The organism is Saccharopolyspora sp. NFXS83 (assembly GCF_026241095.1).
GTDB lineage: Bacteria > Actinomycetota > Actinomycetes > Mycobacteriales > Pseudonocardiaceae > Saccharopolyspora_C.
Map to the genome: position 1 here is coordinate 221,222 of NZ_JAPFGB010000004.1, position 21,839 is coordinate 243,060.

The window sequence follows — 21,839 nt, forward strand, 5'->3', positions numbered from 1 at the left end:
AACGCCGAGGACCCGCGGTCCGGATCACCGGAACCGCGGGCCCCGGGCACGCGATCACTGCTCGATGGTCACCTTGATCGCCGCGCCGGTGCTGACGGTGTGGATCGCGTCCAGCACCCCGTCCAGCGGCAGCCGGTGGGTGATGAGGTCGTGCACCGGGACCTCTCCGGAAGCGATCAACCGCAGCGCCCGCCGGTTGTGCTCCGGGGTGGAACCGTTGGCTCCGACGATCGTGAGCTCACGATAGTGCACGGCGTTGGAATCGCAGTCGATGATCGGGGAATCCTGGGGCAAACCACCGAAAAAACTGATCCGGCCGCGTCGCGCCGCCATCCGCAGCGCCTGCTCCTGGGCCTCGCCGGAGGCCGCCGCGGTGATCACCACGTCGGCGCCGATGCCGTCGGTCAGCCGCAGCACCTCGGCGACCGGGTCGGTCTCGGCCGCGTTAATCACCGCATCCGGGCGGACCAGTCCGGCCGCCTGCTCCAGGCGCTGCCCGTTGAGCTCGACGAGGTACACCGCCGCCGCGCCGCGGGCCCGCGCCAGCCGGGTGTGCAGGCAACCGATCGGCCCGGAGCCGACGATCACCACCACGTCCCCCCGCCCCACCCCGGCGAGCTCCTGTCCATTGAGGACACACGCGAGGGGCTCGGCCACCGAGGCGTCGGCGAAGTCGAGCCCCTCCGGCAGCACGTTCACCCCGTCCACCCGCAGCACCCGCTCCGGAACCGTGAGGTACTCGGCGAAACCGCCGTCGTAGTGGTAGCCCATCGAGCGCTGGTTCGGGCACACCGTCTGCCTGCCCCGCTTGCAGTACCCGCACTCACCGCACGGGATCGCCGCGATCACCTGCACCCGATCGCCCGGCGCGAAGCCCTGCGCGCCCTCACCCACCGCGACCACCTCACCGGCGATCTCGTGGCCGATCACCCGCGGCGGATCGATGTGGTGGTGCCCGTGGCGCATGATCTTCAGATCGGTGCCGCAGGTGGAGCAGTTGCGCACCCGCAGCTTCAGCTCACCCGGACCGGCCTCCGGTTCCGGTGCCTGTTCGATGCGGATGTCGCCGGGGGCGTAGAAACGTGCGACCTTCACCTGTCCTCCTCAGTGGACCGCAACAGCCGATCGACCGTCGCCTCGTCCGGCGCCTCGCGCAGCTCGCGCGCCCGCACCGGATCCATCAGGACCGTCGCCAGCGCCGCCAGCACGCCCAAGTGCTGTGCGCCCGCCGGATCAGGGGACCCGTCGGCCTGCGACGAGCCCGCCGCGATCGCCACGCACAGCCGGACCGTCGCCCCGTCGCTCCAGCGCACACCGCCGGGGAACTGGACCACGACCAGCGCGGTGCGCCGCACGAAGCGGCGGGACTCGGTGGTGCCGTGCGGGATCGCCACCCCTTCGCCGAGGTGAGTGGTCACGGAGCGCTCCCGCTCGTGCATCGCCGCGACGTAGGGCCCGTCCACCGCGCCCGTCTCGACCAGCAGCCTGCCGCACTGGTCGATGGCGTCGGCGCAGCCCGCGGCGGTCCGGCCCAGCCGGATCGCCAGCGGGCGGGGCGGACGGGCCTCAACGACCACGGTTGCCGCCCTCCCCGAGGGGTCCGCCTTCGCGCACGGCCTGCTCGACCTCGTCGAAGACCGGGTCGCCGAGGAAGCTGCGGAAACCGAGGATGACCGCGGAACCGGTGTCCTCCCGCCGCGCCCGCTCCAGCAGCGTCTCCTGGCAGAGGATCAGGTCCGCGTCGGCCGGGATGTCGCCGACGGAGGCGTGCGAGACCTTCACGTCGTAGGGCTTGAGCCTGCCCGCGAGCTGGGCGGCGACCATCGCGCTGCTGCCCATTCCCGCGTCGCAGGCGATGACCACCTTGTGCACCGCAGAACCTTCGATCGTGCCCATCGAGCGCTCCTCTCCTTCCCGCCGCGCGTTTTCGACCTCGCTCGGCGGCACGGGCTCCTCCCGCAGCTCGTCGTGCGATCCGCGAACCCGGCGCTGGGCGAAGCCGATCGCGCGCAACAAGCGCGACGCCGCCGACCCGGCGCTCATCGGACCGCTCCACCGGTAGCGACGCCGTCCGCGCGCTTGCCGAGCTTCAGCACGACCGAGGCCACCAGGAACGAGACGACCGCCGAGGCCGCCACTCCGGCGATCACGCCCAGGTAGCCGCCCTTCGGTGTCACCGCCAGCAGCGCCACCACGCTGCCCGGCGAGGGCGTGGCCACCAGCCCGGCTCCGGTCACGCTGAACACGAAGAGCCCGGCCGCACTGCCGGAAATGGTCGCCAGCAACAACTTCGGCGCGGCCAGCACGTACGGGAAGTAGATCTCGTGGATGCCGCCCAGGAATTGGATGACCAGCGCCCCCGGCGCGGTCGCGCGCATCGCGGCCGGCCCGAACACGGTGATCGCCAGCAGCACGCCGAAGCCCGGCCCCGGGTTGGGTTCGACGAGGAACTCGATGGCCTTGCCGTGCGCCAGCGACTCCGAGACGCCCAGCGGGCCGAGCACGCCGTGGTTGACGGCGTTGTTGAGGAACAGCACCTTCGCCGGTTCCACGATGATCGCCACCAGCGGCAGCAGGTGCATGTGCAACAACATCTGCACGCCGTGGCCGAGCGCCACTGTGACGCTCTCGATCAGCGGCCCGATGGCCAGCAGCCCCAGCACCGCGAAGATGCCGCCGATGATCCCGGCGGCGAAGTTGTCCACCAGCATCTTGAACGCCGGGGCGACCCGCTTGCCCACGGTGCCGTCGAACCGGCGCAGCACCCAGCCCGCCAGCGGCCCGACGATCATCGCGCCGAGGAACATCGGGATCTCCGCGCCGATCGCGATGCCGATCGTGGCGACCGCGCCGACCACCGCGCCGCGCTGCCCGTGCACCTGGCGACCGCCGGTGTAGCCGATCAGCACCGGCAGCAGCAGCGTGATCATCGGCTCTTTGAGCTGCGCCAGCTGGGCGTTGGGCCACCAGCCGGACGGGATGAACAGCGCGCTGATCAGCCCCCAGGCGATGAACGCACCGATGTTGGGCATGACCATGCCGGCCAGCTGCCCGCCGAAACGTTGCACTACGACGCGAGCCCGCTGCGCCTGCGCCTTCGATCTCGAATCTTCGGTGACCGTCCCTGACATGGTTGTCACTTCCCGTACCTCGCCGACGCCGTTGTCCTCTGCCTCGCCGACCGCCTCCCCGCTCAGGGATCCCGTTGCAGTCGCCGGTCCCAGGGCACCCGGGAGGCGACGCGCACCAGATCCGTGCGCAGGTCGTGCGGTTGCGGCATGGCGCTACCCGGCAGCGAGGCCGCTGCCGCGCCCCAGGCCACCGCGGTGACCAGCGCGGGCAAGCCACCGCAGCCTTCGGAAAGATATCCGGCGAGTAAAGCGTCCCCGGCACCGACAGCGTTCTGCGCGGTTACGGGGGCTTCGGCGTAGCAATTCCCGTCGTGGCCGCGCAGCAGGGCCCCATCGGCTCCCAGGCTGGCCAGGACGGTGCCCGCACCGAGTTCCAACAACTCGTCGGCGGCGTCGGCCACGTCACCGATCGTTGTAAGGGGGTGACCTACGGTCTCCTCCAATTCCCGGAGATTGGGCTTCACCAGAGCCGGGCCGGCCTGCACCGCTTCGAGCAGGGCGGGCCCGCTGGTGTCGACGACCACCGGCACCCCGAGCGAACCGACCGTCCGGATCAGCCCGGCGTAGTAGGCGCTGTCCACGCCGGGCGGCAGGCTGCCGGCGATGACGACCCAGTGCGCGCCTTCGGCCCCGCGCAGCACCGCCTCGGCCAAGGCGCGGGCGTCGCCGTCGTCGAGCAGCGCGCCGGGTTCGTTGAACTTGGTGACGGTAGCGTCCGGTTCGACGACGCTCATGTTGATGCGGACCGGTCCGACGGCGGGCACCCGCACGACGTCGATGCTGATTCCCGCGAGCAGCGCGACGAGCTGTTCGCCCTCGATGCCGCCCGCGGCGACGACGGCCCGCGCGTCGACGCCGTGCAGGGCCAGCGCGCGAGCGACGTTGATGCCCTTGCCGCCGGGATCGACCCGGATGGACGAGGCCCGGTTCAGGCCGCCTCGGACGAGTTTGCGCACCTGCACGGTGCGGTCGAGGCTGGGGTTCGCCGTGACGGTGACGATCACGCGCACAGCCCTCCCCGAGTTGACGAGCACCCGGTGCGGCTGCTCAGCGCGGGGCGCGAGCGGCCGACATCGGCGAATTGACCTTGCAGCTCGATCACCCGGCGGGCAATCGATGCACAGCGGATCTCAGGTTTTCCCGAAAGATCTCCGGCCGGACCGCGTCCGTCCGGTCGCGCCGGACTCGGCGCGGGCTACCGCCCCGGCGGGGGCGCCACCGATCACTTCACGTATTCCGGGAGCACGCGCGGCGGCCACTGGCCGACTCCGAGGATGCCCATCGAGTAGCCCTTCGAGACCAGGGCGGGACGGTTGGTGACCTTGAGCTTCCGCAGCAGCGTCGTCACGTGGTACTCGACGCCGCCCCGACTCAGGTAGAGCTTCGCGGCCAGCTGCACCGTGGACTCACCCGCCGCGACCCCTTCGAGGATGCGCGCGTCGACCTCGCTGAGCAGCTTCTCCTTTCCACCGACCATGGCGGAGCGCTGTGCCTCGTCGGGATGGAGCAGGACCATGACGCCCTCGACGCGACCGGACTTGCCGGGCACCGCGATCCCGGTCAGCTCACCGCCGAACAGCGCGTCCTTCGCCCCGATGGCGACCGCGTGCTCGACGAACCGCGGGTTGCGGCCCTCGGTGAGCCGTCCGAACTGGTACTGGAACTTGCCGCGCACGCTGGGGTGCAGGAAGTCGTAGAAGCTGCGCCCGCGCACGTCGGCGGCGCCGCGGCCGAACTGCTTGAAGAAGTACCGGTTCGCCTCCAGCACGCGCATGCCCGAATCGAGGTTCGCCATGCACATACCGGATTGCTCGAACAACGACCGGAAGATGCCCCGGTAATCGTCACTGGAATCTTCCGCCACCCCGGCAGGCGTGACTCGCGCTCGCATGGTGCCACTCGATGTCATAGGAAATCGACCATTCCTCTCTGGCTGGCGAGAAACGCAGCTCCATCATTATTCGAATTCACTGCCAGCATTCAACGACCTCGTCAGAATATGGATCTAAAACCAAGCAAGTCAACAGCGCGCCTCCGCCGTCCTTAAGCCTGCGGTCAAGTCCGGCCTTGGTTCGGTTGGGTGCGGAACCCTTCGGTTCGGTGCCCCACTACCAGCAATTTCGCGGCTTCGGTACCGAACCGTACCGCACCTCGCGGGGTGGTTCGGGTACGGCGCGAGGCCATGTGGGCCGCCACAGGGCCGGACACGAACCAACATCACGCGACGGCGCCGCCACATTTCCGGACCGGATCATTCACTTCTCACGACCACCTGTGATCACCATGATCACCCAGCACACACGGCTTTGCCGCCGCGCCGGTCCGGAACCGCGTTCAACCGTCCTGGTGCGCCGCGCTCAACGCACTCGCCAAATCCGCGCGACCATCGATTCCCAATTTCCGGTACGCGGCGGTGAGATGTTTTTCCACCGCGCGCCTGCCCACCCTGAGTTCGTCCGCGATCTCTTGGTTCGTGCGGCCCAGCGCTGCCGATTTCGCCACCGCCTCCTCACCCCGGGTCAGCACGCCCGAGAGCTCCCCGGGACCGGTCGCGCGATCGGAGAGCTCAGCGGCCAGACCCCCCGGCTGCCACTGCACCCCGCAGCGCGCCGCGAGCTGACCGCCCTCGGTCAGCAGCAGCTCGGACTCCACCGGATCCCGCTCGCGCAGCGCCTCGCCGAGGGCGACCAGCGCGCTCGCGAGCTCCAGCCGGTCCGCGGCGGGGCGCAGCACCTGCACCGCCTCCCGCAGCATCTCCACACCGCGCGCGCCACCGGTCACCACCGCCCGCGCCCGCAACGCCCTGCCCAGCGGGGCCGCCGCGCCCCAGTCCCGAGCGCGGGCGTGCTCCTCCTCCGCGAGCTCCGCCGCGGCTCGGACGTCGCCGAGCCGGTGGCGCAGCAGCGCCGCCGTCGGCCGCCACGAGTACGGCGCCGGGCCGTACCAACCGGCATGCTCCAAGCGCCTGCCGCAGTCCAGCAGGTACGTCAACGCCGAATGCGGATCTCCGTCCTCCAGCGCCAAGCCGCTCTGCACCAGCCGCCGGGTCGCCATCGCCCGCAGGTCGTCCGGTGAATGCGGCAGCCGCAGCACGCGCTCGGAGAGCTCGCGGTCCCGCAACCTGCGCGCCACCCCGCCCATCACGAACACCGGTGCCGCCATCGACTCGGGCAGGTCCGGTTCGGCGAGGTCCAGCGCCGTCACCGCGCTGCGCCGGGCCTGCGCGACCTGCCCCGCGTCCAGCAGCACCAGGCTGCGCTGCGCCGCCACCAGCGCCTCCATGCCGGTGGCCCGCTGGCGGCGGGCGTGGTCGGCGGCCAGCGCCAACCACGATTCCAGCCCCTCCGGCGCACCCGCCGACAGCAGGACCGCGGGCAGGTAGCGCAGCACCGAATGCTTCTCCGCGCTGGAGTTCGCCGGTTCCTGCGCCAGCAGCTCCCGCGCCATCGCCGCCACCTCGGCCGCCCGCGGCGAGCCGGTCAGCGCCATCGACGACAGCAGCACCACCCGCAGCTCCCGCTCCGCGGCGCCGGGCGCGCGCTGCCGGGCGTCCAGTTCGGCCATCCGCGCGGCCACCCCGGCGTGCGATGCGGGGTCGTCGAGCATCGTGTAGCGGGTCCGCGCCTCCAGCCGCAACGCCAGTTCCCGGTCCGGCCCTTCCAATTCCTCCGCCGGGCCGTGCTCGGCCGCGACGGTCCGGATCATCTCCGCCACCTGCGGCACCACGCCCGCCACGGTCAGCGGGAGCCGCCCCAGCACCCCGGCCCGATCGCGCGTCTCCCGCAGCTGCGGCACCGACTGCGTGATGTGCCGGATCGCGGCGGGCAGGTCGAATCCCAGCTCGACCGAGCCGAGCTCCGCGAGCAGCCTCGCCCTGCCCATCCCGCCGGAGTCGAGGTCCAGCAGCGCCCGCCGCAGGTAACGGGCGGCGTCCTCCGGCGATCGGGGCAGCACGGTGTAGGCGGCTTCCCGCAACCGCTGCACCCCCCAGCTCGACAGCGTGGAGTTCACCAGCAGCAGCTGGTCCCCCACCGGTTCCGGCGGATAGCCGTGCCCGTGCAGCAGCGCCGCCGCGCGCAGGTGCAACCGCGTGTTGTCGTTCTCGGCCATCGACTCGTCGACCGCGGCGATCACGTCGTCGACCAGCATCTCCGCCGCGAGGCCCCCGCGTTCTGCGGGCACCGCGACCTCGATCCGGTCCGGGCGCACCCGGAACCACGGTTCCAGCACGCGCAGGGCCTGCTCGTAGTTGCCGGGCGTCAGCCCGGACAGGCGCTGCACCAAGGTGGGGTCGGCGTGTTCGCCGAGCACCACGACGGCGCGGGCCACGTCAGCGGCGAGCTCCGTCGTGGACAACGCCCGCACCAGCCGGCGCCTGCGGTCGCCTTCGGCGAGCTCGCGCAGCATCGGCAACGATCCCGGCCCGGCCCGCAGGCCTCGCGCGGCGGCCTGGTCGAGCAAGCTCACCAGGTCGCGCGGGTGGCCGCCGGTGAGTTCGTGGCACACGGCGGCGAACCCGTCGGCGTCCGCGGCGGGTTCGGCGGCCAGCCTCTCCCGGACTAGCGCGCCGGTCGCCGCCCCCGACAGCGGGCCCGGCCGCACCCGGTGATCGGCCGCCGCGATGATCTCGCGGGTCAGCGCGGCCCGATCGCGCCCGGTGCCGGGGTCGAGCACCACCGCGATCAGCACCCGCATCCCGCGCAGCCGCGCGACGAGGTACGCCAGGCAGCGCAGCGACGCGTCGTCGGCCCAGTGCAGGTCGTCGACCGCCAGGACCACCGGTCGGCGCGAGCTGGTGCTGACCAGCAGCGCGTGCAGGGCGTGCAGCACCGAGACGGGAACGGTGGCCGGGTCGGCGCCGGGCTCTTCGTCCGCGGGCGGCAGCGCCGCGTCCGGTGCCGGAGCGAAGTCCGCCGGGTGCTCGTCCGAGTCGGGCTCCCGGGCAAGCTCGGACAGGCCGTGCAGCAACCGCCGCGCGAGTCCGAACCGGAACGAGCGCTCGCTGGCGGCACCGCTGGCGCCGAGCACGTGCACGCCTTCGGCCTCGGCCAATTCCCGCAGCCGGTGCAGCAGCGCCGAACGGCCGCTGCCCGCGTCGCCGCTGATGAGCACGAGCGAGCCGGCGCCGCGCCGGACGGTGCGCACGGCGGAGTCCAGGACCGCGAGTTCCGCCTCGCGTTCGACGAGCATCCGCGGCGACCTCACTCGCCCAAGTCGGCGGGCAGCTGCGACCGGCCGTCGATGCCGAGCTTGCGGTAGGACTTCGTCAACCGCAGCTCCACTGTCCGCACCGTCACGCCCAGCTCCTCCGCGATGTCCTTGTTGGACAGTCCGCGGGCGGCGAGGCTCGCGGCGCGGCGCTCCGGCACCGACAGGGCCGCGGGCAGCGCGGCTCCCATCGCGGGAACACCGGCCGCCCCCGGACCGGACGGACCCGACCCGGCGACGGCCAGCGCGGACAACGCGGTGCGGTGCACCGGTTCCAGCAGGCCCGGCATGCCCCAGCGCTCGGCGAGTTCGAGCTCCTCGCCGACCAGCCGCGTCGCGGCCCGCGCCTCACCGAGGCGGCCTTGCGCGATCGCGGCGGGCATCCGCCAGGACAGCACTGCCGGGTTCAGCCATTCCTTGGCGCGCAGGATCCGGCCGCACTCCTGGAAATAGCCCAGCGCGGTCGCCGGATCGCCGGTGGCCAGCTTCAGCTCACCTCGGGCGTGCAGCAGGTAGGCGAACGCCATGCCGCGTTCGGCGCCCAGCGGCAGCTCGGTCCCGGCGACCCGCTCGGCTTCGGCGATCTGATCCCGCCGCAGCAGCGCGGTGATCTTGGTGGCCAGGTGCTGCGGCAGCATCGCCGGATGCCGGCAGTGCAGCGGGAGTTCCCGTTCCGCCGCGTCCAGGTCGGCCGCCGCCGCGGGACAACGGCCGTCCTCGACGCCGAGCATCGCGCGCTGCACCAGCGCGTGCGCCGCCGCCGCGCGCGCACCGCGACGGCCCGCGTCGAAGATGACCGCGGTCAGCCCGGCGGCGGCCTCCTCCCGGTCGTCCCGGCAGGCCAGCGCCCGGCACGCCGCGATCCGCGGCCCCAGCGGGGAATCGGCGCCCCTGCTGGACAACGCCGCCCGTGCCAGCGTGCGCACCAGGTCCGGGCGACGGCCGAGCCGGGCGTAGCGCCAAGCCAGCACACCGGCCTGCGCGGCGTCGGCGGGTTCGTCGGGCAGCGGCGGCAGCGGGGTGGCGAGCAGTTCCGGTTCCGGCCCGCACTCCTCGTCGGCCAGCCAGCTCAGCGCGTCCAGCGCCGGATGCCGGGTGCGGGCGCAGACCGCGGCGAGTTCACGCCGCGCGGTCTCCGCGTCACCGCGGCTGACCAGCAGGTCCGCCGCGCGCACCAGCAGTCGGGCGTCGCCGGTTCCCGCGGCGTCGGTCAGCACTTGGCGCAGCCTGCCGTCGCTGGCGACGGGCGCGTGCGCGACCTCGATCGCGGCGAGCTGCGCCAGCAACCGCTGCCTGCACGCGGTCGGCACGGGTTCGCGCGAGGCGCGTCGCAGCAACTCGGTGGCCCGTTCGTAGCGCCCCGCCCTGCGGTGCTGCTCGCTCGCCTCGACGAGCGTTTCCACCACCCACCGCTTGCGCATCTGCGGGGCGCTGAGCAGGAGTTCGGCCAACGCCGCGGGTTCGATGGCGGCCCGGTGCCCGATCTCCGCGGCCCGCGCGTGCAGTTCCTCGCGCTCGGCGGGGTCCATCTCGCCGAACACCCCCGCGGCCACCGCCGGGGTGGACACCCGCGGGCCGTCGGTCCCTTCTTCGCGCAGCAGGCCCAGGTGCCACAGCGCGGTGCGGGCCTCCTGCGCCGCGTGCCCGTGCAACCCGGCGAGCGCGCAGGCGAGTTCGAAGTCGAATTCGCCGCCGCAGAAGGTGATAGCGCGCAGCAGCGCGACGTGGTCGGCGGGCAGCCCGCGCAGGGTCCGCGCCACCAGTCCGGCGACGGCGTCGGCGGCGTGCACCCGCAGCCGCGGCACGTGCCGGGCCTCGAATCCCAGCCCCGCTTGCTCGAACTCCGCGAGCACGGTCCGCAGCACCGCCGGATTCCCCGCGGTGGCCGCCGTCGCGGCGGTGCTGAACTCCTCGTCGACGGGGCCGCGCCGGGACAACAGCTCCGCAACGTCCGAAGTGGACAGCGCGGAGAGCCGGACCCGGCTCGGGATCAGCGGCACGGTGTCGTCCCAGCGCGCGCCACCCGGCATCTCGGGTGCGGTGTCACGCACGGTCCGGACCATCAGGATGGGCGCCTGGTCCAGGTGTCGGGCCATCGCGTGGCACCAGGCCAGCGACCACGGGTCGATCCACTGGTGGTCGTCGACGGCGAACAGCAGCGGGCGGTCCCGCGCCAGGCCGAGGAAGTGCTTGCGCAGATAGGGAATCGGCGCGTTGTTGGCGGCGCCCTCGGCCCACGCGGAGCTGATCCGGGTGAGCTGGTCGGGCGGGCAGAGCAGCGCGATCAGCTGGGCCACCGTGCTGTAGGGCACGTCGGTCTCCAGCGGCGAGCTCTGCGCGGCGGCGGTGTTGAGCCCGGCCGCGCGGGCCTCGGCGAGCATCGCCTCCAGCAGCGCGCTGCGTCCGGTTCCGGGGCCACCGCTGATGGTGAGCAACCCGGACCGGCCGCGGCGCAGATCGTCGACGAGCTCCCCCGCCACGTCGAGCTCGGCGGTACGCCCCACCAAGTGGTGTCCGCCGGACAACGCCGACCGGGATTCAGGGGCGTCGTGGACGGCGACCATCAGCACGCTCCGACCGACTCGGCGTGGGTCCCGGATCGCCGTCCGGGACCGTTTCGGACAACGAGCGGGCGAACGTGAAAGACATTCGGAAACAACCCCAAGCGAAAGCGGGAAAGGGTTACCTCACGCTGTGCGACAGCACCATCAGGAAGGCTGCCACCAGGGATTTGTGAACCGATACAACGCTCAACCCGATTCGCGGCGAACGGCGGGAGATCGACCATGCCAAACCTCCCGTAACTCGAAAAGATGCAGCGGGGTCGAATCGACACTCAGCGTATCACCCGTTGGAGTGGCAACCGGGCTTTCTCGCACACGAACCAAAATCATTCCCACACGAGAGGACATCGCCGCGATGACCTTGCCGTTCGCGACCGATTCAGGGAAAGGCACGCCCCGAAGCCTCCCCCGGCGACACCCGCCGAGAGCCGATCGATCAAGGAACCGGGACCGCCGGATCGTCCTCCAGCGCGCCCGCCAGCTCCGCACGGCCCCGCACGCCGAGCTTGCGATAAGCACTGGTCAAGTGCAGTTCCACGGTCCGCACGGTGAGGAACAACGACTCCGCGATCTCCCGGTTCGTCGCCCCCTCCGCGGCCCGCGCCGCGACCCGCCGCTCGCTGCCGCTGAGCGCGTGCACCGGCGAGTCCGTGCCCCGCCGCAACCGTCCGCCCGCCTCCAGCAGCGCCGCCGACGACGACGCGACCTGCGCGTGATCACGGCGCAGCACCGACAAGTCCAGCGCCGAACGCAGGTGCTCGCGCGCGCCTTCCGGCTCGCCCACCCGCAACAGCGCGCGACCGAGCAGGTGCTCGGCCTTCGCGTGCTCCAGCTTCCCCGGTGAATCGGCGAGCACCCGCACCGCCTCCGCCAGCAACGGCACCGCCGCCCGGCCCTCGGTCACCGCGCCGCGCGCCGCCAGCGCCATTCCCTGCGCGCGGCGGGTTCCCCACTGCTGGGCCAGCACGGTGCCGTGCTCCGCGGCCCGCATGCCCTCGTCCAGCCTGCCCAGATCACCGAGGATGCGCGCCGCGTCGAACCACCACGGCGCGAACACCGGGTTCGCGATGCCCGCCTCCCGCAGGCTCTGCGCGCACCGGAACAACCGCTCCAGCGCACCCTCCGCGTCGCCCGCGGCTTCCCGCGCGCGAGCGCTCGCCATCAGGAACTGGTGGTACTCCATCGAGAAGTCCTCGAAGCGGCTGCGCGTGATCCCGTTGAGCAGCTCCTCCGCGCGGGCGGGCTCGCCCTGCACCGTCAACACCCCGGCCAACGCGATCTGCGGCATCGTCATCGCCTCGGCCCAGGACTCCTGCACCAGCACCTCGTGGCAGGTCTGCGCGTCGGCCAGCGCCTCGGCGAGGTCGCCCGTCCAGTGGTGCACCATCGCGCGGGTGCTGGTGGCCAGGCAGTACGTCCACGCTTGCCCGGAGCGCTGGGCGTGCTCGATCAGCTTGCCGAGCGCCGCCAGCGCGGACTCGTTGTCGTCGGCCAGGTACAGCGGCAGCGCCGCGCCCATGAACGCCCAGCCGCCGCCGTCCATGTCGTCGATCCGGAGCACCTGCCGCGCCTGCTCGGCGACCTCCGACGCCGGCCGGTTGAACAAGGCGCCCCGCGCGGCCAGCATGCTCAGCAGCTGGCGCTCCGCCGATGTGTCGCCCGGCGGCGGGACCACGTTGCGGAACCGGGCGTCGATCCGGGCCAGCGTGGACTTCTCGTCCATCCCGGAGATCAGCAGCACCGACTCGGCCAGCGTGCGCAACGTCCGGTCCGCGTCGCCCGGGTCGGCGCCGAGCACCGCGTTGAGCTCGTCCAGCACCGCCGAGACGACCTCGAACGCGCGGACCGAGTTCTGCGCCGTCAACGAGGACACCGCGTACTGCACCGCGATCGGCACCCGCGCCCGCGGATCGTCGATCAGCTCCAGCGCCCGCTCCAGGTGGCGCAGCCCGGTCGCCGGATCCGACACCCGCGCGGCCTGGGTCAGCACGGCGACGTCCGCCCCCTGCACCACGAGCACCCGCTCCAGGCAGCGCGCCGCCATGCCGGGAGCACCGCGCTGCTCGGCTCGCGTCGCGGCGTCGCGCAGCACCTCCGCCATCCAGGGGCTCGGAGCTCCGGGCAGCGCCAGCAGCAGCACCGCCACCTCCTCCGCCGGGCGCCCGACGTCGTTGAGCAGCATCGCGGCCCGTTCCCGCAGCCGGTCCAGCTCGGCGGGCGGGGTGCGTTCCAGCACCTCATGGCGAACGACGTCGTGCACGAACCCGGCACCACCCGCCGACGCGGCCAAGTCGTGCTCGTGCATCTCGCGCAGCGCCGTCACGGTCATCCGCTGGTGGATGCCCGCCAGCGCCGCGATCAGTTCCAGCTGCTCGCCCGGCAGGATCGCGACCGCGCGGGCCACCGCCATGCCGCGTTCGGACAACCGGTCCAGCAGCGAACGCAGCACCACGGTGCGGCCCAGCTCGTCGAGCCGTTCCACGTCGGTGCGCGCGCCGGCCGGATCCTCCTGCAACCGCCGCAGCACCCTGCTGATCAGGAACGGGTTGCCGCCGGTCACCTGCGCGCAGCGCGCGGCGAAGTCCGCGCCGGGCGGCTCGGGCAGCGCGCCGGTGAGCAGTTCCGCGACCGCGTCCGGTTCCAGCGCGGGCAGCTCCACGGTGTCGCACAACGGCATCGCGGCGATCTCGCCGAGCGCGTCGGCCTGCGCGACCCCGTCGACGCGCTGCGTCAGCAGCACCAGCAGCGGCAGGTTCTCCGCGCGGCGCAGCAGGAAGGCCAGGAAGCGCAGGGAACTCTCGTCGCACCACTGCACGTCGTCGACGGCCAGCACCAGCAGCCCTTCGGCGGCGAGGTCGGCCGTCAGCCAGTGCAGGCCGTGCAGCACCGCGTAGGTGCCGGAGGCGGTGTCGCCCGCGGCCTGCTCCGAGGCCAGCGCGGGCAGCGCGAGCCGGGTGCCGCCCTCGAACTCGGTGCCCTGCAACGACGCGAACAGGGCGCGGACGGTGCCGTAGGCGCCGGAACCCGTCTCCGGGCAGTGCGCGGTCAACGTCCGGGTGGCGCCGCCGAGCCGTTCCAGAGCGCTCAGCAGCACGCCGGTCTTGCCGATGCCGGCCGGGCCGCGCAGCAGCACGGCCCGCCCCTGCCCGGTGGCCGCGAGCCGCGCGGCCTCGGCGATCCGGGCGAGCTCGTCGTCCCTGCCGACGAGCTCGCCCAGTGGACCTGCCTGCACGAGCTGATCAGCCACCATGCGGGGCTCCTTCCGATCTGCCCCCAGGCGGACGGACTGCTTCGAACTCGTGGACTTCGTACCGGGCCGTCTCGGCGCCGCGCGGCTCAGACCGTCTCGACACGCGGCCCGGCCCGGCGGAGCTCGTCGGCGACCTGCTCGTCGAGGCCGTCGTCGGTGATGAGCGTGTCGACGTCGGCCAGCTCGCCGAACCGCGCGAAATGATCGTTGCCGACCTTGGTGTGATCCGCCAGCACGATGGTGCGCCGGGCCGCCGAGATCGCCGCCCGCTTGACCATCGACTCCGCCGAATCCGGTGTGGTGAGCCCGCGTTCCAGGGACAGCCCGTTGGTGGCCATGAACGCGACGTCCACGTAGATGTCGCCGAGCGCGTGCAGCGCCCAGCCGTCCACCGCCGCGAGCGTGCGCCCGCGCAGCCTGCCGCCGACGAGCATCAACGTGATGTTGCCGCGGCCGGACAACGTCAGCGCCGTCGTCGGCGAGTGCGTGACCACGGTCAGCTCCCGGTCCGTCGGCAGGATGTTCGCCATCCGGGCCACCGTGGTGCCCGCGTCGAGCAGGATGGCGCCTTCATCCGGGACGAACTCCAGCGCCGCCTTGGCGATGCGGTTCTTCTCCGCCGTCATCACCGAGTCCCTGGCGGGCACGTTCGGCTCGAAACCCAACCGCTCCACCGGGATCGCTCCGCCGTGCACCCGGCGCAGCACGCCGCGGCGCTCCAGCACGGTGAGGTCGCGGCGCACGGTCTCGGTGGTCATGTCGAAGCGGGACGCGAGCGCGGCGACGTCGACACGGCCTTCCTCGCGGGCCAACTCCAGAATCGCCCAATGCCGTTCTTCGGCGTACATGCCCGCTTCGCTCCCGCTGTGAGATCCCCCGGCCCGCGGAGATTACCGGCGCCGAGCACGCGGGCACAATGCTCGGATGTGGCTTCGTGTTGCTTTGCTTGGCATTCCCCGGCCCGCTCCGGGGTTGCGAAGCGAGGGAGATCCGATCCGGTGATCTTTTTACTCTCCGCAGTCGAGTGATCACTTTCAGTATATGGTGGCCCGGTGCCAACTGAGGACATCCCGCCGACGGTCTGGCGGTGCGCGGAGGTCCGCGACGCCCTCGCCGTGCGCGACATCGGCACCGTCTACCGCGCGTTGCGCGCGCACGGCGTCTCGCAGAGCCGCATCGCCCAACTCACGGGGCAGGCGCAGAGCGAGGTCAGCGATGTGCTCAACGGGCGCGCGGTGCGCAGCTACGACCTGCTGTCCCGGATCGCCACCGGGCTCGGCATCCCGCGCGGCTGGATGGGGCTCGCCGGCGAAGACCGGCCCGCGCCCACCGAGCAGAGCACCTCCGACGCCCCGCCGGAGGAGGACGAGAAGACCAAGCGCCGCAAGTTCCTGTCCTACGCCGGTTCCCTCGTGCTCGGCTCCCGCGCGGAATCGGCCGAATCCGCGCTGCGGCTGCCCGCCGAGATGCGGTACCTCGACGTCCCGCGCACCCCGCCCGGCCGGGTCGGCGCGTCGGACGTGGTGGCGCTGGACGAGCTGATCGGCTCGCTGCGCAGGATCGACCAGCGCTACGGCGGAGTCGGGCAGTACGGCACCATCGCCGCCGCGACCCGGCACGCCGAGCTGATGCTGGAGTCCTCGATGACCGAGGACGTCCGCTCCGAGCTGCTGGCCACCTTGTGCAAGCTGCACGCCACCGCGGGCTGGACCGCCGTGGAGAACGGGCTGCTGGCCAGCGGCCACGAGCACTTCGGGCGGGCGCTGGACTTCGGCCGCGACGGCGCCGACCCGCTGGCGATCGCCCGGACGCTCTACGCCGCGGGCCGCGCCGAGCTGCACTTCGGGGACGCGAACTCGGCGTTGAAGCTGTTCCAGCTCGGGTCGATCCGCGCCGAATCGTCACCGCTGGTGAGTTCGGTGCTGCAGCTCAACTCCGCGTGGGCCGCCGCGCAGGGGGAACGCGGCGATTCGGTGCACCGCCTGCTCGACCACGGCCGTGGGCTGCACGCGGCGGCGAAGATCGACGCGGACTACCCGCTGTTCCGCTGGTTCGGCGAGGCGGACCTGCTGGGCATGACCGGGTCGATACAGCTCGCGATGGGCGAGTACGAATCCGCCGCGCTGCACCTGTCCCGCGCCGTGGCCGCGCGCGCACCGGGTGAGGTGCGCTCCGCGGTCTTCGAGCTGGCGAGCCTCGCCGAGGCGAAGTTCGCCTTGGGCGATCACGGCGCCGCGGTCCGCCACGGCCGCCGCTCGGTGCTGCTCGCGGGCGGCGTGCGCAGCGCGCGGCTGCACGGTCGCCTCGCCGGACTGCGGGCTCGGTGCGCGGAGATCGCGGACTCCCCGCACCCCTGGCACGACTGCGCGGAAGAACTCGCACTGGGCATAGATTCGGTCATCGCCCCCCGCCCCGTACGCCGGTGACGCCCACTCCCTCCCGGAGGGAGCCGGCCCGTCAGTCCGTCACGGTGATCCGGTCCGGTGCCGGTGGAACCACTCCGGGGTGGGCGGCGAAGTAGGCGAGCAGCGCGTCGAGGTCCACCGGACCACCGGTGAGGTCGGTGCCTTCGGTGAAACCGGTGAAGCCGTCGCCGCCCGCCGCCAGGAAGTTGTTCACCGCGACCCGGTACGGGGCGTCGGGGGCGACCGGTTCGCCGTCGAGGGTGAGGCCGGAGACCTTCGAGCCGATCGGGGCGGACTCGGAGTACTCGTAGTGCACTCCGGCCGAGACCTGAAGGATCGTGGCGCCCTCCGGCGTCCACTGCTGTTCCAGCACGTTCTTGAGCTGCGCGCCGGTGAGCGTGATCGTCTGCATGATGTTGCCGAACGGCTGCACCGCGAACGCCTCGCCGTAGGTGACCACGCCGTCGCCCTCCCCCGCCGGGGAGGAGCCGTGCGGCAGGTCGGCGCGGACGCCGCCGGAATTGGTGAGGGCCAGCTGCGCGCCACCGGCCGCGGTCGACTCCAGCTGGGCGTCCGCGATCACGCTGCCGAGCGCGGATTCCCCGGACGGCGCGGCGGCCTTGAGCAGGTCACCGGTGATCGTCCCGACGGCGCGGTTCGCGATCGGCGCGGCCTTCTCCCGCGCTTCCTGCACCAGCGCGACGGTCTCCGGGTCGGGCGCGATGTCGCGGGTGACGATCTCGTTGCGCGCCGAGCTCCGCTCTCGCACCACGTCGCGGGTGGCGCGGTCGATGCTCAGGTCGAGCACCGACAGCAACCGGCCGAAGGAGGCCCCTTGCACGACGGGGCGCGGTGCCCCGGCCGGGTCGGTGGCGGTGCAGTTGTACTGCTGGTGGCTGTGCGCGCTGAACACGGCGTCGACCTTCGGCGAGGCCGCGGCGGCGATGCGCGCGGCCGGACCGCCCGGTTCGAGCTCGCAGGAGTCCGGCCCGCCGCCGGTGGCCTCGTCGCCCTGGTGCAGCAGCACGACTTGGGCCTTGATGCCGAAGCGGTCGAGCGCGTCGGCGGTGCGGTCGATGGCGGCGACCTCCTCGCCGAACCGCAGTCCCGCGACGGCCTCCGGGCTCACCACGCTCGGCAGGTCCTCCAAGGTGGCTCCGATGATGCCGATCGGCACGCCACCGGAGAGCTGCACGGTGAACGGCAGCAGCGCCGGGGAACCGTCCTCGAAGGACACGTTCGCGCCGAGGTACGGGAAGTTCGCGCCGTCGAAGGAGTCCCGGAACCGGCAGCCGTCCTCCGGGTGGCAGCCGCCGCCCTGCAACCGCTGCAGCTCCGCGTAGCCCTCGTCGAACTCGTGGTTGCCGACGACGTGGGCGCGCACGTCCTGGGAGTTGAGGAACTCGACGGTGGGTTCGTCGTGGAACAGCGCGGAGTTCACCGGGGAGGCGCCGACGCTGTCGCCCGCCGAGAGCACCAGCGAGTTCGGCACCTGCGCGCGCAGCCGGTCGAGGTGCGCGGCGAGGTAGGCCGCTCCCCCGGCTTCGACCGCGGAGCCGTCGGGCAGCTCGACCTCACCGGAGGATCCGGTGGGCGGTTCGAGGTTGCCGTGCAGGTCGTTGAAGGTGATCAGCCGCACGTCGGTGGTGCCCGGTTGCGGCGGCGCCTGCCCGGCGGCGGCGCCGGGGGCCATCGCGGCGGTGGCCAGGGCGGTGGCGACGACGGCGAGTCCGCGTCGCACGCGGGAGGCGCGCATGATCGGAGTTCCTTCCGGACCGGTGATCTCGCACAGCAGTCTGCCGAACCCGCGCCCCGATCACCAGCGAGTTCCCGGGATCGTTCCGCTCGGGTGCCCGGGTGGTGCACCCTCCTCCTCGCTGCGGGACCGGCTTCCCGAGCGGCTCGGCCACGAGGGAAGTCGCCGCCATCGCGCGAGGGGCGCTGCGAACCGGCGGAGGATCGGCCTGCGCACGCGGTCCCAAGCGCGCTCGACGGGCACGTCCTTCGGCCGCGAGGCAGGCGCGGCTCCGCCCGCCCTTCGCAGGCTGACGGCCTCGCCACGCCGACGATGATGGGGTTCGGATCAGCGCCGAACCCTAGATGTAGTGTGGCGCCCGCTGATGGTTCACCGGGATCGCCCGGTGTGACAACAGGGAACCCGGTGCGAATCCGGGACTGCCCCGCAGCGGTGAACGGGAACGACCGCCGTCACCACCTTCCGTGGTGGTGCAGCACTGAGCGCGATGCTCGGGAAGCGACGGCCAGTAGGTCCGGCGTCGACGACGCCGGGTGCCCGTGAGTCCGAAGACCTGCCATCGGTGCGCGCACGAGGGGTGCGCGCCGTCCGGGACCTCGCGGGAGGGTCGCGGGACGAGCGGTGCCGCGCGCACCGCGGTCCTGGCGCGTTCCGCGCAGTTCCGGGCTGATGTCCGAGCTTGCGAGGGAGAGAGCCAGTGACCGAGTCCACGACCCGGCCGTCAGCAGCCACCGCGGTACCCGCGGGGGTGCGGGTGCTGCGGCGCGACGGGACCGTTTCCGGTTGGGACGAAACGAAGATCTCCGTGGCGCTGACCAAGGCGTTCCTGGCGGCCGAGGGAGATTCGGCCGCCTCGTCGTCGAGGCTGCACCAGGTCGTCGCGGAGTTGTCGGAGCAGGCCGCGCGGGGAGTGCTGCGCCACGCCGGTTCCGAGGGCCTGGTGCACATCGAGCAGATCCAGGACGCGGTGGAGCTCGCGCTGATGCGCGGCGGCCACCACGGCGCCGCCCGCGCCTACGTGCTCTACCGGGAGCAGCACGCGCAGGCCCGCGAGACCCCCGAGCAGGCCGCGGACACCGCTCCGGAGCTGGAGATGACCGGCCCGGACGGCACCCGGGTACCGCTGGACTGGGCCCGCGTGTCGACCGTCGTCGAGCAGGCCTGCTCCGGATTGTCCGATGTGGACTCGGATCGGGTGTTGCGGGAGGTCCGGCGCAACGTCTACGACGGCATCGGCGCCGCCGAGCTCGCCGAGTCGCTGACGATGGCCGCGCGCACCTTCGTCGAGGGCGAGCCGAACTACTCGCTGGTCACGGCCCGGCTGCTGCTGGACGAACTGCGCCGGGAGGCGTTGAGCTTCGTCGCGGGCGAGCCCGCCGAGGCCGACCAGGTGCAGATGCGGGACCGCTACGCCGGGTACTTCGCCGACTACGTGCGCCGGGGCATCGAGCTGGAGCAGCTGGACCCGGAGCTGGCGCGGTTCGACCTGGACCGGCTGGGCGCCGCGCTGGACGCGGACCGGGACATCGCGTTCGGCTTCCTCGGCCTGCGAACGCTCTACGACCGCTACCTGCTGCACGAGCGGGGCGTGCGGTTCGAGCTGCCGCAGGCGTTCCTGATGCGGGTCGCGATGGGCCTGTCGCTGCGCGAGGACGACCGCGAGGCGCGCGCCGTCGAGTTCTACGACCTGCTGTCGTCGTTCGACTTCATGTGCTCGACGCCGACCTTGTTCAACGCGGGCACCACGCGCCCGCAGCTGTCCTCCTGCTTCCTGACCACGGTGGACGACGACCTGCACGGGATCTTCCACGGCATCAGCAACAACGCGCTGCTGTCGAAGTACGCGGGCGGCCTCGGCAACGACTGGACCCCGGTCCGGGGCACCGGCGCGCACATCAAGGGCACCAACGGTTCCTCGCAGGGCGTGGTGCCGTTCCTGAAGATCGCCAACGACACGGCGGTCGCGGTGAACCAGGGCGGCAAGCGCAAGGGCGCGGTGTGCGCGTACCTGGAGACCTGGCACGTGGACATCGAGGAGTTCCTCGACCTGCGCAAGAACACCGGTGACGACCGGCGGCGCACCCACGACATGAACACGGCGAACTGGGTGCCGGACGAGTTCCTGCGCCGCGTGGAGGCCGACGAGCCGTGGACGTTGTTCTCCCCGGACGAGGTCCCCGACCTGCACGACCTCTACGGCACCGCGTTCGCCGAGCGCTACCGCGAGTACGAGGCCGCCGCCGAGCGCGGTGAGCTGACGGTGTTCCGCCAGGTCCGCGCGATGGACCTGTGGCGGCGGATGCTCACGATGCTGTTCGAGACCGGGCATCCGTGGATCACCTTCAAGGACCCGTGCAACCTGCGTTCGCCGCAGCAGCACACCGGCGTGGTGCACTCCTCGAACCTGTGCACCGAGATCACGCTGAACACGAGCAAGGACGAGGTCGCGGTCTGCAACCTCGGCTCCATCAACCTCGCGCACCACGTGACGGCCGACGGCCTCGACGTGGAGCGCCTGCGCCGCACCACCCGCACGGCGGTGCGGATGCTGGACAACGTGATCGACGTGAACTTCTACACGATCCCGGAGGCGCGGACCTCGAACATGCGCCACCGCCCCGTCGGCCTGGGCCTGATGGGCTTCTCGGACGCGTTGTTCGCGCAGCGCATCCCGATGTCCTCGCAGGCCGCGGTGGAGTTCGCGGACCTGAGCATGGAGCACATCAGCTTCCACGCCATCGGCGCGTCCTCGGACCTGGCGGCCGAGCGCGGCCGGTACGAGTCGTTCGAAGGTTCGCTGTGGAGCCGGGGCGTGCTGCCCCTCGACTCGCTGCGGCTGCTGGAGCAGGCCCGCGAGACCGGCGTCGACCTGGACCACTCGTCCACGTTGGACTGGGACGGGCTGCGCGAGCGGGTGCGCGCCAACGGGATGCGCAACTCGAACGTGCTGGCCATCGCGCCGACGGCGACGATCTCCAACATCTGCGGCGTCGGCCAGTCCATCGAGCCGCTGTACCGCAACCTGTACGTGAAGTCGAACATGTCCGGCGACTTCACCGTGCTCAACGCCGACCTGGTGCGGGACTTGAAGACCGCCGGGGTGTGGGACGAAGCGATGGTGCAGGACCTGAAGTACTTCGACGGCGACCTCGGCCCGATCGACCGGGTGCCCGCCGAGCTCAAGGCCCTGTACGCCACCGCGTTCGAGATCGAACCGCAGTGGCTGGTGGAGGCCGCGTCGCGGCGCCAGAAGTGGATCGACCAGGCGCAGTCGCTGAACCTGTACATGGCCGCGCCCAGTGGCCGCAAGCTCGACGAGCTGTACCGGCTGGCGTGGCGCAAGGGCCTCAAGACCACCTACTACCTGCGGTCGAGCAGCGCGACGCACGTGGAGAAGTCCACGTTGCGCGGCACCGACGGCAAGCTCAACGCCGTCTCCCCCGTCGCGCCCGCCCCAGCGGCCCAGCCGCAGGCCTGCGCGATCGACGACCCCGAGTGCGAAGCCTGCCAGTGACCGGCCCGACG

At 72.3% G+C, this 21,839-nt stretch carries 13 protein-coding genes and 1 riboswitch; of the genes, 2 read left to right on the forward strand and 11 right to left on the reverse strand.

The annotated features are described in order from the left end of the window. Positions 1–54 precede the first annotated feature (54 nt). The 10 genes from OOZ19_RS06305 to OOZ19_RS06350 all read right to left on the reverse strand — a co-directional run bounded on the left by OOZ19_RS06305 (position 55) and on the right by OOZ19_RS06350 (position 15,001). On the reverse strand, positions 55–1,095 hold the full coding sequence (locus OOZ19_RS06305) for a zinc-dependent dehydrogenase (protein ID WP_266089039.1): 1,041 nt from the start codon (positions 1,093–1,095) through the stop codon (positions 55–57). Further along, positions 1,092–1,577, reverse strand: a complete 486-nt coding sequence (locus tag OOZ19_RS06310) for a PTS mannitol transporter subunit IIA (RefSeq protein WP_266089040.1) — start codon at positions 1,575–1,577, stop codon at positions 1,092–1,094. The genes OOZ19_RS06305 and OOZ19_RS06310 overlap by 4 nt, the downstream gene beginning before the upstream one ends. After that, positions 1,567–2,043, reverse strand: a complete 477-nt coding sequence (locus OOZ19_RS06315; RefSeq protein ID WP_266089041.1) for a PTS sugar transporter subunit IIBC family protein — start codon at positions 2,041–2,043, stop codon at positions 1,567–1,569. Before OOZ19_RS06315 ends, OOZ19_RS06310 begins: the two co-directional genes overlap by 11 nt. Then, positions 2,040–3,131 carry a PTS transporter subunit EIIC gene (locus OOZ19_RS06320; RefSeq protein ID WP_266089157.1) on the reverse strand — a complete coding sequence of 364 codons (1,092 nt, stop codon included), beginning with the start codon at positions 3,129–3,131 and terminating at the stop codon, positions 2,040–2,042. Before OOZ19_RS06320 ends, OOZ19_RS06315 begins: the two co-directional genes overlap by 4 nt. A gap of 62 nt (positions 3,132–3,193) precedes the next feature. Next, complete coding sequence (locus OOZ19_RS06325) at positions 3,194–4,135, reverse strand: 1-phosphofructokinase family hexose kinase (protein WP_266089042.1); 942 nt, start codon at positions 4,133–4,135, stop codon at positions 3,194–3,196. Between the two features lie 218 nt (positions 4,136–4,353). Further along, positions 4,354–5,022 (reverse strand): LuxR C-terminal-related transcriptional regulator, encoded by a 669-nt coding sequence (locus OOZ19_RS06330; RefSeq protein ID WP_416309399.1) that lies wholly within the window; start codon positions 5,020–5,022, stop codon positions 4,354–4,356. Positions 5,023–5,465: 443 nt separating this feature from the next. Next, the gene (locus tag OOZ19_RS06335; RefSeq protein WP_266089043.1) at positions 5,466–8,321 is read right to left on the reverse strand and encodes an AAA family ATPase; all 2,856 of its coding nucleotides are present in this window, start codon (positions 8,319–8,321) and stop codon (positions 5,466–5,468) included. Positions 8,322–8,332: 11 nt separating this feature from the next. Next, the gene (locus tag OOZ19_RS06340) at positions 8,333–10,903 is read right to left on the reverse strand and encodes an AAA family ATPase (protein WP_266089044.1); all 2,571 of its coding nucleotides are present in this window, start codon (positions 10,901–10,903) and stop codon (positions 8,333–8,335) included. A gap of 436 nt (positions 10,904–11,339) precedes the next feature. Next, positions 11,340–14,153 carry an AAA family ATPase gene (locus tag OOZ19_RS06345; RefSeq protein ID WP_266089045.1) on the reverse strand — a complete coding sequence of 938 codons (2,814 nt, stop codon included), beginning with the start codon at positions 14,151–14,153 and terminating at the stop codon, positions 11,340–11,342. Between the two features lie 86 nt (positions 14,154–14,239). After that, positions 14,240–15,001, reverse strand: a complete 762-nt coding sequence (locus tag OOZ19_RS06350) for a DeoR/GlpR family DNA-binding transcription regulator (RefSeq protein ID WP_266089046.1) — start codon at positions 14,999–15,001, stop codon at positions 14,240–14,242. Positions 15,002–15,205: 204 nt separating this feature from the next. On the opposite strand from OOZ19_RS06350, the gene OOZ19_RS06355 reads away from it, so the two are divergent. Continuing rightward, positions 15,206–16,579: a helix-turn-helix domain-containing protein gene (locus OOZ19_RS06355; protein WP_266089047.1), complete on the forward strand. Its 1,374-nt coding sequence runs from the start codon at positions 15,206–15,208 to the stop codon at positions 16,577–16,579. Between the two features lie 31 nt (positions 16,580–16,610). On the opposite strand, the gene OOZ19_RS06360 is transcribed toward OOZ19_RS06355, so the two are convergent. Continuing rightward, positions 16,611–18,314: a bifunctional metallophosphatase/5'-nucleotidase gene (locus tag OOZ19_RS06360; protein ID WP_266089048.1), complete on the reverse strand. Its 1,704-nt coding sequence runs from the start codon at positions 18,312–18,314 to the stop codon at positions 16,611–16,613. A 348-nt stretch (positions 18,315–18,662) separates the two neighbouring features. Next, positions 18,663–18,889, forward strand: a riboswitch (cobalamin riboswitch). Between the two features lie 122 nt (positions 18,890–19,011). On the opposite strand from OOZ19_RS06360, the gene OOZ19_RS06365 reads away from it, so the two are divergent. Continuing rightward, complete coding sequence (locus tag OOZ19_RS06365; protein WP_266089049.1) at positions 19,012–21,828, forward strand: ribonucleoside-diphosphate reductase subunit alpha; 2,817 nt, start codon at positions 19,012–19,014, stop codon at positions 21,826–21,828. The last annotated feature ends 11 nt before the right edge of the window (positions 21,829–21,839 follow it).

Excerpts from the sequence above, each read along its gene's own strand:
- OOZ19_RS06315 (WP_266089041.1), bottom strand. The coding sequence starts at position 2,043 with ATGAGCGCCGGGTCGGCGGCGTCGCGCTTGTTGCGCGCGATCGGCTTC.
- OOZ19_RS06360 (WP_266089048.1), bottom strand. The coding sequence starts at position 18,314 with ATGCGCGCCTCCCGCGTGCGACGCGGACTCGCCGTCGTCGCCACCGCC.
- OOZ19_RS06320 (WP_266089157.1), bottom strand. The coding sequence starts at position 3,131 with ATGTCAGGGACGGTCACCGAAGATTCGAGATCGAAGGCGCAGGCGCAG.
- OOZ19_RS06335 (WP_266089043.1), bottom strand. The coding sequence starts at position 8,321 with ATGCTCGTCGAACGCGAGGCGGAACTCGCGGTCCTGGACTCCGCCGTG.
- OOZ19_RS06350 (WP_266089046.1), bottom strand. The coding sequence starts at position 15,001 with ATGTACGCCGAAGAACGGCATTGGGCGATTCTGGAGTTGGCCCGCGAG.
- OOZ19_RS06330 (WP_416309399.1), bottom strand. The coding sequence starts at position 5,022 with ATGCGAGCGCGAGTCACGCCTGCCGGGGTGGCGGAAGATTCCAGTGAC.
- OOZ19_RS06340 (WP_266089044.1), bottom strand. The coding sequence starts at position 10,903 with ATGGTCGCCGTCCACGACGCCCCTGAATCCCGGTCGGCGTTGTCCGGC.
- OOZ19_RS06345 (WP_266089045.1), bottom strand. The coding sequence starts at position 14,153 with ATGGTGGCTGATCAGCTCGTGCAGGCAGGTCCACTGGGCGAGCTCGTC.